The 12290-nt window shown below is 42.8% G+C and carries 12 protein-coding genes; 5 read left to right on the top strand and 7 right to left on the bottom strand.

The genetic code is table 11. The annotated features are described in order from the left end of the window. Nucleotides 1–125: 125 nt before the first annotated feature. The 4 genes from AAGC65_RS12880 (at nucleotide 126) to AAGC65_RS12895 (ending at nucleotide 5070) form a co-directional block, all read left to right on the top strand. Nucleotides 126–2594 carry a PIG-L family deacetylase gene (locus AAGC65_RS12880; protein WP_343112862.1) on the top strand — a complete coding sequence of 823 codons (2469 nt, stop codon included), beginning with the start codon at nucleotides 126–128 and terminating at the stop codon, nucleotides 2592–2594. Then, on the top strand, nucleotides 2591–2971 hold the full coding sequence (locus AAGC65_RS12885) for a DUF1398 family protein (RefSeq protein ID WP_343112863.1): 381 nt from the start codon (nucleotides 2591–2593) through the stop codon (nucleotides 2969–2971). The genes AAGC65_RS12880 and AAGC65_RS12885 overlap by 4 nt, the downstream gene beginning before the upstream one ends. Before the next feature lie 92 nt (nucleotides 2972–3063). Next, on the top strand, nucleotides 3064–3252 hold the full coding sequence (locus tag AAGC65_RS12890; RefSeq protein ID WP_343112864.1) for a hypothetical protein: 189 nt from the start codon (nucleotides 3064–3066) through the stop codon (nucleotides 3250–3252). Between the two features lie 108 nt (nucleotides 3253–3360). Beyond that, nucleotides 3361–5070: a sodium:solute symporter gene (locus tag AAGC65_RS12895; protein WP_343112865.1), complete on the top strand. Its 1710-nt coding sequence runs from the start codon at nucleotides 3361–3363 to the stop codon at nucleotides 5068–5070. A gap of 14 nt (nucleotides 5071–5084) precedes the next feature. On the opposite strand, the gene AAGC65_RS12900 is transcribed toward AAGC65_RS12895, so the two are convergent. Continuing rightward, nucleotides 5085–5933: a DUF2911 domain-containing protein gene (locus AAGC65_RS12900; RefSeq protein ID WP_343112866.1), complete on the bottom strand. Its 849-nt coding sequence runs from the start codon at nucleotides 5931–5933 to the stop codon at nucleotides 5085–5087. Nucleotides 5934–6121: 188 nt separating this feature from the next. On the opposite strand from AAGC65_RS12900, the gene AAGC65_RS12905 reads away from it, so the two are divergent. Then, entirely contained in the window at nucleotides 6122–7309 is a 1188-nt protein-coding gene (locus AAGC65_RS12905) for a class I SAM-dependent rRNA methyltransferase (protein ID WP_343112867.1), read from the top strand. 164 nt (nucleotides 7310–7473) lie between these two features. Here AAGC65_RS12905 and AAGC65_RS12910 read toward each other — a convergent pair whose 3' ends face one another. The 6 genes from AAGC65_RS12910 to AAGC65_RS12935 all read right to left on the bottom strand — a co-directional run. After that, nucleotides 7474–8241: a TerC family protein gene (locus AAGC65_RS12910; RefSeq protein ID WP_343112868.1), complete on the bottom strand. Its 768-nt coding sequence runs from the start codon at nucleotides 8239–8241 to the stop codon at nucleotides 7474–7476. Nucleotides 8242–8326: 85 nt separating this feature from the next. Beyond that, nucleotides 8327–9739, bottom strand: a complete 1413-nt coding sequence (locus tag AAGC65_RS12915; RefSeq protein WP_343112869.1) for a hypothetical protein — start codon at nucleotides 9737–9739, stop codon at nucleotides 8327–8329. Then, complete coding sequence (locus tag AAGC65_RS12920; protein WP_343112870.1) at nucleotides 9720–10286, bottom strand: hypothetical protein; 567 nt, start codon at nucleotides 10284–10286, stop codon at nucleotides 9720–9722. The genes AAGC65_RS12915 and AAGC65_RS12920 overlap by 20 nt, the downstream gene beginning before the upstream one ends. Next, nucleotides 10283–10843, bottom strand: coding sequence for an RNA polymerase sigma factor (locus tag AAGC65_RS12925; protein ID WP_343112871.1), 561 nt, complete (start codon nucleotides 10841–10843; stop codon nucleotides 10283–10285). Before AAGC65_RS12925 ends, AAGC65_RS12920 begins: the two co-directional genes overlap by 4 nt. A 249-nt stretch (nucleotides 10844–11092) precedes the next feature. Next, the gene (locus AAGC65_RS12930; protein ID WP_343112872.1) at nucleotides 11093–11617 is read right to left on the bottom strand and encodes an ATP-binding protein; all 525 of its coding nucleotides are present in this window, start codon (nucleotides 11615–11617) and stop codon (nucleotides 11093–11095) included. Nucleotides 11618–11687: 70 nt separating this feature from the next. After that, the coding region (locus AAGC65_RS12935; protein ID WP_343112873.1) for a M20/M25/M40 family metallo-hydrolase at nucleotides 11688–12290 on the bottom strand (603 nt) is incomplete at its 5' end.

Below are 12290 nucleotides of genomic sequence, written 5' to 3' on the forward strand. Positions count from 1 at the left end.
TGATTTTTTTTAAGATTTTTAAATAAATGTTTGAACAGTTATATATATCATAATAAAACAGCGAACCATTGTTAAATTATTGATACAAAAATCTTAAATCTACATCTTTCAATATATTTGCTGATATGAAGCGCATCAACCTAATTATCATTTCTTTATACCTCACAACAGCATTCGCTACAGCGCAAACTTCGCCACCCACCGATCTGGGTAGCATACAGCAAAGTTTTAAGAAGCTGAGCACCCTGGGCAGTGTATTGTATATAGCAGCACATCCTGATGATGAGAACACCCGTTTACTTACTTACCTGGCGCAGGAAAAACATTACCGTACTGGTTATTTGTCATGCACACGCGGCGATGGAGGACAAAATTTAATAGGTAATGAACAGGGAGAGCTGCTGGGATTAATACGTACGCAGGAGTTATTGGCAGCCCGCCGGGTTGACGGAGCTGAACAGTTTTTTACCCGTGCCAATGATTTTGGCTTTTCAAAAGGTCCCGATGAAACGTTGAAAATATGGGACAAGGAAAAAGTATTAGGCGATATGGTTTGGGTGATCCGCAAGTTTAGGCCTGATGTTATGATCTGCCGATTCCCAACAACCGGCGAGGGCGGTCACGGCCACCACACTTCATCGGCTATATTGGCACAGGAAGCATTTTCGGCAGCGGCCGACCCTAAACGTTATCCTGAGCAGCTAAAATATGTACAACCCTGGCAAGCCAAACGTCTGTTATGGAATACGTTTAGTTTTGGCAGCGTGAATACCACAGCGGAAGATCAGTTTAAGATAGATGTAGGTAACTACAATCCGATTTTGGGCAAGGGCTACGGCGAGATAGCCGCCGAAAGCCGCAGTAATCACAAAACGCAAGGCTTTGGAACGGCTAAACAGCGCGGACAATTCTACGAATATTTTAAAACCATTTTAGGCGATGCGCCACAGACCGACCTCATGGATGGTGTTAACACCACCTGGAAAAGGGTTAAGGACGGCGAGTCGATAGGAGCTGGTTTGGCAATCGTTAGCAGAGATTTTAATGCAGAGGCACCGGAAAAATCGGTTCCGGCATTGGTGCAGTTGCTTGGCCGTGTAAGCAAAATTTCCGATACTTACTGGCGCACCCAAAAAACAAAAGAACTGAATGATCTGATAGCTGCCTGTGCCGGCCTTTGGTTTGAAGCCTATACAACTGAGCCAACCTATGCCCTTGGTGATAAAATACAGATTCGGGCGCAGGTGGTGAACAGGTATAGCAACCACGTAAAAATTAACAGCATTAGCTATTTGGATAATGTTTCAAACTTTAATAGTAAGGTTATCCCCGCCAATGAGCTGCAAACGTATGAACAAACCGGTTTAGCTAATAAAATTACACAACCTTACTGGCTGCAAAAACCACATAGCATAGGCGCTTATTCTCTGCCGGATGATACTTTGGCGGGCAACCCGGAAAACCCCGATTTGCCAAAGGTTGATTTTGAATTTATAGTAGAGGGAAGGCCGATACGTTTCGAACGCCGGTTATTATATAAATATGTTGACCCGGTGAGGGGCGAGGTTTACCAGCCGCTGGAGATTACACCGCCAGTAACCGCCAATATTGAAAACCAGGATTATATTTTCAATACACAACAACCGCAGGTAGTTCAGGTAAAATTAAAAAGCTTTACCAATAGCAGCGGCAGCATCAGCATTAAACCAATTGAGGGTTGGAAAATAAGTCCCGAGAAAATAGATTTTAAAGACAAGGATAAAAATGATGAGTGGACTGTAGCCTTTACCGTTACACCAACCGATAATAAACCACGTACAAGTATTTTTGAAGTAGTGACTACTGCAAACGGAACTCCATCCTCACTTGCGCTCAGGCGTATCAGGTATGATCATGTGCCGGCCATTACACTATTTCCGCCATCTACCACCAAGCTTGTCAACATCGACCTTAAAATTGCAGGTAAAAAGTTAGGCTACATCATGGGTGCCGGCGACCTGATGCCGGAGGCCCTGCACCAGGTTGGGTATGATGTGCATGTGCTGTCAGAAAGCGAGATCATGAATGCTGATCTTTCGGTATATGATGCTATCGTTACCGGTGTGCGGGCTTACAATGTAAACGAGCGATTAGCCTTTGAACAAAACCGCTTGCTGGATTATGTTAAAAACGGCGGTAACCTATTGGTACAATATAATAACAACGCCGGGCTGGTGGTAAAACAAATTGGGCCTTATCCGTTCAGGGTAGTAAACCAAAGGGTTACCGACGAAGATGCTGAGGTTACCGTTTTAGATAAGGAAAATCCAGCGCTCAACTATCCGAATAAAATTACCCAGAATGATTTTAAAGGATGGGTGCAGGAGCGCGGCCTGTACTTTGTAAATGATATTGCGCCGCAATACAAAACCATTTTACAAATGAACGATAAGGGCGAGCAGCCCAATAATGGTTCACTGATAGTTACTGATTATGGCAAAGGCAGGTTTGTTTATACCTCGCTGGCTTTTTTCAGGGAGTTGCCTGCCGGTGTTCCGGGAGCTTACCGTTTGTTTATTAATTTGCTGAGTAAACCTAAAGAGCAATCATTATGAGTGTTGAGGAAAAATTAAAAGATGCTTATGCCACCGCTAAAAGTTATCCGGAGCTGGCTGCTAAATTAATTGAATCGGGCATATTATCATATACGGTTGAAGTTGCCGCCGGTTTAATGCTTTACCGTTTAGCTGATGGTAAAACTATATTTCATGATAGCGATGCCAGCCCCAAAGCTATAGCAGCCCAATTTAATACTGATCAGGTGATCAGGGCTATACGAGATAACCAGCAGGGTAAATCAACCTTTCCGGAGTTTATGGAAGCTATAGCTGAGGCCGGTGTAAGGTTTTATGAAGCTACCTTAAATGGCGATAAAAGACGCGTTACCTATATGGGCTCAGGTGGTTTTTACGAGGAAGAAATACCTTTATAACAACCCCTTGTAACAATTGCAATTGGGCTAAATAAAATGTTGAAAAAAAACAATTAATCACCTATTTTTGCTGCGTTATTAAAAACATGAATATGAAACAACACGAAGAAGAAAAAAACCTTGATTTTATATTTTACCTTGTAGGTTTAGTATCCGGGCTTTTTGTAGGAGGTATCATTGATAAAGGATTCACCTGGATATTTGTTGGCGGTGTTTTAGGCTTATTAACTGCAGGTTTCTTTGTGACTGTTTTGGTTAAAGGCCGTGGTGAAAAGGCGTGATCCTGATCTGCCTTCATTTATAAGTAATTGGAACCAGTTTTACGGCATTGTAGTCGCATGGCTGGTTTTTTTAGTTTTTGTATTTTGGCTCATTACAAAATTTTTTGAATGAGTTTAGCTGATTGGATTGTTTTAGGTACAACACTTTTTGCCATTGTCATTTACGGCGTATGGAAAAGTGGCAGCAATAAAAATATCGATCAGTTTTTAATGGGTAACCGCTCTTTACCCTGGTACCACGTAGGGCTTTCTGTTATGGCCACCCAGGCCAGTGCCATTACTTTTTTATCGGCCCCGGGCCAGGCTTATTCAGATGGAATGCGGTTTGTGCAGTTTTATTTTGGCTTGCCGCTGGCCATGATCGTACTTTGCATCACGTTTGTACCCATATTTCACCGCTTAAAGGTATACACCGCTTACGAGTTTCTGGAGCAGCGTTTTGATCTGAAAACCAGGGCTTTTACAGCGTTCCTGTTTCTGGTACAGCGAGGCCTGTCAACCGGCGTAACCATTTACGCGCCCTCCATCATTTTATCAACCATATTAAATATCAATACCACTTATACCACACTTTTCATAGGTGGGTTGGTTATTTTTTATACCGTTTATGGCGGCAGCAAAGCAGTATCATATACCCAGATGCTGCAAATGAGCATCATTTTTTCGGGAATGTTCTTGGCGGGAATACTGGTGGTAAGTTTATTGCCGGCAGGCGTAGGTTTTGGTCATGCCCTGAAAATGGCCGGTAAGCTGGGCCGCATGAATGTTATTGACTGGAAGTTTGACCCCGGTAACCGCTACAATGTATGGAGCGGATTGATTGGTGGCTTCTTTTTGCAACTATCCTATTTCGGTACCGATCAAAGCCAGGTAGGACGGTATTTAACAGGCAGCTCGGTAGGGCAAAGCAGGTTGGGCCTTATCATGAACGGGCTGATAAAAATACCCATGCAATTCCTTATCCTGCTAATTGGCGTATTGGTTTTTGCTTTTTATCAGTTTACCAAACCTCCTATGTTTTTTAACCAGTATGAGGTAAACAAGATTGAAAAGAGCGCCTACGCTCCGCAATACAACTATCTTGACAGACAATATACCCAGGCCTTCGAACAAAAAAAGGCCAAAACTAACGAGCTGATCAAGGCCTTTGACAGTAAAGATCAGGCACAGATAGACAGGGCTCAGGATGCCTTAAAGGTTGCCGACGTACAATCGCGCATTATCAGGCAGCAGGCTATCGACCTCATGAAGCAGAACAGTAACGGTGCTGACGGTAATGATACCAACTACGTGTTCCTGACCTTTGTTACCCAATATTTGCCTAAAGGCCTTATTGGTTTGCTGGTTGCCATTATTTTCCTGGCATCTATGGGGTCAACAGCCAGCGCATTAAACTCACTGGCCTCAACAAGTGTAGTAGATATTTATAAAAGGATCATTAACCCGGACGCATCTGACAAAAACTACCTGAATGTATCAAGGCTTGCTACTATATTCTGGGGACTGGTTTGTATTGGCATGGCGCTTTATGCCAGCCGTATAGGTAATTTGCTGGAGGCCGTTAACCAGTTGGGCTCCTACATTTACGGCACCATATTAGGGGTATTTATCGTAGCGTTTTACCTAAAAAAAATAAAGGGGAACGCTGTTTTTATAGCCGCGGTAATAACTGAAACGGTTATATGCATTTTAGGATACTTTGACGCTGTGGCCTATTTATGGCTTAACGCTATTGGCTGTATCCTGGTGATCATTATAGCCTATTTATTGAACGGGCTTATCCCACAAAAAAGCCAGGATGTTAATCCCGGCTTGTAGTATAAATATCTTTTTTATTTTTTTGCTTGATCCAGGGCTTCCTGGTTGAGCCTAACATACTCCTCATCATCAATATCTTTAGCCAGTTTTACACCGGCTTCAGCTGCGGCTATAGCACCGGACCTGTCTCCTTTTCGCAACAATAAGCGCGATTCCCACAATTTAAACCATGAGCTTTTAGGCTCTGCTTTCTCTGCTTCCGCTACCCATCCTAATGCTTTGTCAACATCTTTGTTGTTTTCATAATAGTACTGTATGGCGTTAAAATAATAAGGCTTGCGGTCGCCTTTCATTAGCTCATCAATATTAGCCGTGATCTTGTCGTCATCATCGGTTTCTATGTGTATTATAGCCGCGGTATGGTCCCAAACCAAATACAGATCGGTTGCTTTGGTTGAAGTATTTACAAACTGCATGGTAAAGGTTTCTCTTTTTTCGTTTACCCGTTTTGATTTTACAGTAAATCGTAAAAGGTCATCAGTCTGTTTATAGCTGTACGCTCCCCATTGTTTAGCTTTTTTGTTCAGGATGATGGTCCACTCGCTTCTTCCCGGAATGCTGAAAAGCGAATAAGTGCCAGCGGGAACACTGTTGCCCTCTATAACAACCTTTTCTGTAAATGTAATGGTAGTAGCCGAGTTAGCGCCTGTTCTCCATACTTCGCCGTAAGGGATTATACCACCAAATATTTTACGATCTTTTACATTGGGTCTGGAGTAGGTAATATTGATTTTGCCCAAGCCAAAATCCTGCATAATAGTTTGGGTTGAGCTTGATTCAGGTATACGCGGAACCTGAGCATAGCTCTTATAGCTTACACATGCCAATAGCATGGTAACTAAAAATAAGTAAGTTTTTCTCATGTTTATGTTTTCGATACTAAGATACCAAATGTTTTTAATCGGCTAATATTGTGTTGGAGTGATAAAATTTGTAAAAGTTTAATTGGGTGAATGGGAGTAGTGAGTAGTTGAAATGGGTAATTACTTTTCTGGTTGCTAACCACTCTCAACTCACTATTCACCACCCACCTTTTTATTACCTTTGCGCCATGATTGATGTTATATTAAATAAAGGCAAAGAGAAAGCTGTTATTCAAAAACATCCCTGGGTATTTTCGGGGGCCATTGAAAAAGTAAAAGGGAAGCCAGCCAATGGCGATGTGGTGCGCCTGTTGAATGCTAAAGGCGATTTTATGGCTTATGGCTTTTATAACGATCAATCAAGAGTGGCACTGCGCCTTTTGGAGTGGGATGAAAGTGTGGAAGTTAATGAAACCTGGTTCCGTAACAAACTGGCTGCAGCAGTTAAAAGCCGTGCCAGTATATTGGAGAATGGTACCAATACCTGCCGCCTGGTTTTCAGCGAATCTGATTACCTGCCGGGTTTAATTGTTGATAAGTATGCCGGTCATCTGGCTGTGCAGGTGCTTACATCGGGTATAGACAGGATGATGCCGGTAATTATAGACGAGCTTCAAAAGCTGCTGAACCCCGAAAGTATATCTGACAAAAGTGACGCCGCTTCGCGCGCACATGAGGGAATGACCGAAACCGAGAATAAGGTACTTGCCGGTAACCCGCCACCCGAAATAGTAGAGGTACTGGAAAATAATGTGCTATACGGCATTAATATTACAGAAGGTCAAAAATCAGGCTTTTATTGCGACCAGCGCGATAATCGTCATGTTCTGGCTTTACATACCAAAGGCAAAAAAGTGCTGGATTGCTTTTGCTACACCGGTGGCTTTACGCTGAATAGCTTAAAAAACGGGGCGGCCTCGGTAACCAGCGTGGATAGCTCGGCACTGGCCATTGAAACACTGAAGGAAAATATCGCACTAAATAAACTGGATGCTGACAAGCATACGGCTATCAAATCTGATGTTAACGTGCAACTGCGTAAATTCAGGGATGAGGGCGAAAAGTTTGACGTTATCGTGCTCGATCCGCCTAAATACGCGCCATCACGCTCGGCGTTAACCCGGGCTTCACGTGCTTACAAAGACCTGAACCGCCTGGGTATGCTGTTATTAAATGAGGGGGGCTTACTGGCTACTTATTCCTGCTCAGGTGCTATGGATATGGAAACCTTTAAACAGGTAATTGCCTGGGCCGCGCTTGATGCCGGTAAACAGGTTCAATTCATTTACCAATTCCACCAACCCGAAGATCACCCGGTGAGGGCCTCGTTCCCGGAAGGGGAGTATCTAAAAGGATTGTTATGCAGGGTGTTTTAGAGAAATAATGGTAACTCTTCTTAGCTACCTGTGGTTATAAACGAGTGCAAAAGAGTCAAAAACTCTTTTGGAAAGACATAATTTATAAATAGAAAAAGAGCCGAGGATGGTGCGATTCCCTCCCCGAGGGAGGGAATCGCACATGCCCCTTCTTTTTATTCTTTTCAATCCTTCGGCTTCAATCCTTTCTTTACCGCTTTCGCTTTCATTTTTAAATTCAGCATTTCAACCAGAACCGAGAACGCCATAGCAAAATAAATATAACCTTTCGGGATATGCTGCTCAAAGGCTTCTGCTAATAAGGAAACACCAATAAGCAGTAGGAAGGAGAGTGCCAGCATTTTTACGGTAGGATGGTTGTTTACAAATTTGGCCACGCCGTTTGATGCCCACATCATGATACCTACGGCAATTACCACGGCAATGATCATAATCTCGACATGGCTGGCCATGCCTACAGCGGTAATTACCGAATCGAGTGAGAAAACGATATCTAACAGCATGATCTGTACAATAGTGCCCCAGAATGAATGGCGCTTGATGTTATCCGTATTCTCTTCATCACCCTCAATTTTATGATGAATTTCGGCAGTGCTTTTATAGATCAGGAATAAACCTCCTACAATCAGGATCAGGTCGCGGCCGGAGATGGCTAATTTTTCAACCCAGTCGGCATCGGTTATGCTAAACAGGTGCCCCAGGTTAAATAATGGCGTGGTAAGCGTCATTACCCAACTTATGGATAGCAGCAGTAATATCCGGGTGATCATGGCCATACCCAAGCCAATCCGGCGTCCTTTTGATTGTTGATTTGCCGGCAGTTTGTCTGACAGGATAGAAATGAATATCACGTTATCTATACCTAAAACTATCTCTAAAAAAGTTAAGGTAATTAAAGATATCCATGATTCGGCCTGGGCAAATATTTCCATGAGGTATAGTTTTGTGCATTAAAAATAACAAAACCCCTGCCGTAAATAGCAGAGGTTTGCATTTTTGTGATAAATAGGAAATGTTTTAATCAAAACTTACGCTGCCATAGCTGGTATTGATGGTGATGTTTTTATCGCTGCCGCCTTTGCCCAAATGGCCTTTGTAGTTTTTGGTTGGGTTGTATCCTTTTTCGCCATCAGCCGGGGTTTTGCTGGTAATGCTCAGGTCGCGGCTGCCATAATTAAAGCTGCCATAACGTACGGTTACATCAAAGTTGGAGTTTTGATCGTTACCAAGCCCAAGTTTTACACTGGAATAAGATGCATTGACAGCCAGGTTTTTCACATTTTTATCCACCTCGTCAATATTCAAGTTACCGCTGAACTTTACGTTGATGTTTCCTGAAGTGGTTATTTTACCAATTTTTGCCGAGCCGTAGCTGATATCAGCATTAATCTTACTGCATTCGCCCAGGCTCAGGCTGCCATACGCTACATCCAAATCGCTGCCGTTGAGTGCACCAATAGTTGTACTGCCATATTTTACAGAAATCTGGTTAGCAGGGTTACTCAGGGCTTTTGCTACTAAGCTGCCATAAGAGTTATTGATGTTCAGTTTGCCGTCCAGATCGGGTAGGTTAGTGCTCCCGTATTTATTGCGTATGTTCAGCGCGTTTTTTGCCGGCATGTAAACCATGTAGTTTATCTCAATTTTGCGATAATTGTTGTGCTTGCCGCCAAATAACGACCATGAATTATTTTCGCCATCTGTGTTGATGTTAGTTTTAAAGTAAACGTTTGATCCATCCTTGCTGTCCTTGATAGTTACATTATCCAATAGTTTTTGAGCCTTGTCCTCATCATTTGCAGCTACCTTAATCTGCACATCAACTTTAACCTCGTTTTTGGTCCAGGTGTTCACGGTTATTTTTCCAAATTGGTTATCCAGGTTGATCACGTCATTGGCATCAACGGGGTAGCTTTTGCTGTAGTTTTTAACTTTTTCATTGCCATCATCGTTACTTTGGTTATTGGCAGCATCGCCATCGTTATAGCTAAAGTTGGTATCAAAATCTTTAAAGCCCAGCGCTATCTGCGGCGCAATATTGGTGCTGAAATTATACACATAATCTTTAATGCTATCATTCAGTGTAAAGTTGAAGTTCTTTAAGCTATCAAGCTTGAAATTGAGATTTTTATGCAGCTTGAATTGCTTGTCAAAATTCTTCAGATGCATTTTCATTTGCATGTGATGCTGCATGTTAAGACTCGCCATTTGCTTGTGCAATGCTTTCATTTGTATGTTCAGCTGCTTCATTTTAAACTGAAACGCTTTATTATCGGCCTTGCTCATGCCTTGCAAAGGCTCTAATTGAGGAGCAGGCGGAGGAAGTTCAGGGGCCGGAGGCTCTGGAACTTCTTGTGCAAAGCTCAGGGTGTTAATGGCCAGCATGAACACCAGGGCAAGCACCATCTGTTTAAATATTTTTGATTTCATTGTGCTGATCTTTTTTCATTTGATTGTATTGCTCTATTACACTTAATTGCTGATTAAGCACCTCGGTTTGTATTTGCAAGTTCCGGATCATTGCACGTAAAACACGTTCCTGGTTAGGGCTGGTGGCCAAATCATTATTTAGTTTTTTATAGGTCGAATCCATTTTAGCTATTTCGGCGCTAAATTCTTTGTATAGCTGAGGGTCGGCTTTGGCTACCGTTTTGAGTTCTGTAAGCTTAGTTTCAACAAGCGACGCGTAATGCAGCTGCTGTTTAGCGTACTCAGGATTTATGGCTGCATAATCAATCCCCTTCGCGCTTTTTTGGCTTTGCAGATATATACCGAAACCAATACCCATGATGAGTACCACCGATGCCGCGACCCGAAGCACGAAAGAAAGAGAAAAAGTTTTTGTTTCCGGCTTTTTTGGCAGCTCCTCCTGCATATTGAGGCTTTGCTCAATTTTGCTCCATAAATCTGCCGATGGCTCAACCTCTTCAAATTCGTCCCTGTTATTTTTAATGAAATCTTCAAATCGCTTGCTCATGATGCTGTTCCTTTCCTTTTTAAAATCTCCATTAATTTTCTCTTAGCTCTCAAAAACTGCGTTCGTGAGGTGTTTTCTGATATATTTAATATTTGACTAATCTCTTCATGATCGTAACCTTCCAGCAGGTAAAGCGATAGTACAACCCGGTAACCATCGGGCAGCTGTTTCATACCTTCTTTAACCAGGGCAACCTGGTATTGGATATCGTCATCGTCCTCTTCATCTTCTTCAGGAATGTTTTCCAGGTGATCGCCTTCCAGTTCAACCAGTTCCAGCCGGCGTTTACGGAGCAGATTGATTGACCGGTTAACCACTATTTGTTTGAGCCATAAACCAAAAGTGGTATCCTGCCTAAAATCTTTTACCTTATTAAAAGCATCCAGAAAAGCTTCCTGCAAAACGTCTTCAGCTTCGCCAATGTTGCCCACAATCCTAAAGGCAACGTTCAACATCGCTTTAGAATATAACCGGTACAACTCGTAGCAGGCTTTCTTGCTCCCCTGCTTGCATTCAACCACCAGGTTGTAATGTTTATCGACGTATATGGCTTCCAATTCTGATCAGGCTTCAGATAAAATGACGCATCATTTTTTGCAACGTTGCATCAATGCGAAAAATAATTTGTTTGAACTTAGAAATTTTTGTTCATACATTATGAATTACACCTGATTTTAAGGGATAACTGATGTAGAGACGCATAATTGCGTCTCCCGCATGTAGGGTAGGATGGCTAAACGGCCTGCAAAGCGACTTGTCCTGTGGGAGACGCAATTATGCGTCTCTACGAAATATCTTATTCTTCGCTATGAAGCTAAAAAACCATCTATCGCTTTTACTGCGCTGTCATACCTGTCTTGCCCGGTGCCTGATATAACTACGTAGGGTGCCTGTAGGTTATCCAATTCCTTGTGCCAAACATTCATGAAATGCTCACGCAGGTCGGGAAAATTACGCAGCGGGTCATCCTGCCAGGGCAGGTCAATATTGAGTAGCAGGTAAAGGTCATAAGGGTGTTTGGGGAGCTCATCCAGTACCTCCTGTGGTGCTTTGCCAAACATTTGGTCGCTCCATATTTTTACGGTAATAAAAGTGGTATCACAAATGAGTAATTTGTTAGCTTGGGGTAATAGTTCCGCTTCCAGCGCTAATTGGCCATGAAACATATTGATCTCGTCCTGCCAGGTGCAAGGTTCAGTTAGTTTTGCGCAATAGCCGCGGGCGAATTCGGGAACGGCTATGGTATGGTAATGAGCAGCCAGGTAATCAGACATGGTTGATTTTCCGGTAGATTCGGGCCCTACTACAGCTATTTTAGGTATGTTTTTCATTGGGGGATATAATGCAAAAGAGACGCATATTCATGCGCCTCTGCTTTTATTTTGTATCTGTATTAATCTTTTATCTTTCCAGTTTGGGCACCCTTGTAGGCGTATCCTTACCAGAAACTATACTGCGCGAACTCAAGGCTATTGCTCTGATGGTTGACGTAATATTATTAACGTCGAGCGAGCTGAATTCGTCTTTTACGGTGTGATATAGTTTGTCAATATCTATCTGATCGGTTGATATAGTATGCGCTGGTACACCCTTTTCGGCTAATGAGGCGTTATCGCTGCGGTAAAACAAGTCCTGGTCAGGGTAGGGATCGGGGTGAAACTCAAACGTTGTTCCTTTCAGGTTTTGCTGTAGTATGGTACCAAAGTTGGACCGATCAAACCCGGTTATAAAAGCTGAGTTTTGGCCAAATTTAGAGGCCTTGCCAATCATTTCAATGTTGAACATGGCTACAACCTTATCCGGGTCTACCTGGGTGGCAAAATACTGCGAACCGTACTCACCTATTTCTTCGGCGGTAAAGGCTACAAATATGAGTGTACGGGTATTATTGTTCAGCTTCTTGTAGTATTTAGCTAAGGATATCACCGCGGTAGTACCGGACGCGTCGTCATCGGCACCGTTGGCAATGCTATCGCCTTCCATTGGTTTAATGATGCCTAAATG

The organism is Mucilaginibacter sp., assembly GCF_039207105.1.
In the GTDB taxonomy this organism is placed as follows: Bacteria; Bacteroidota; Bacteroidia; order Sphingobacteriales; family Sphingobacteriaceae; genus Mucilaginibacter.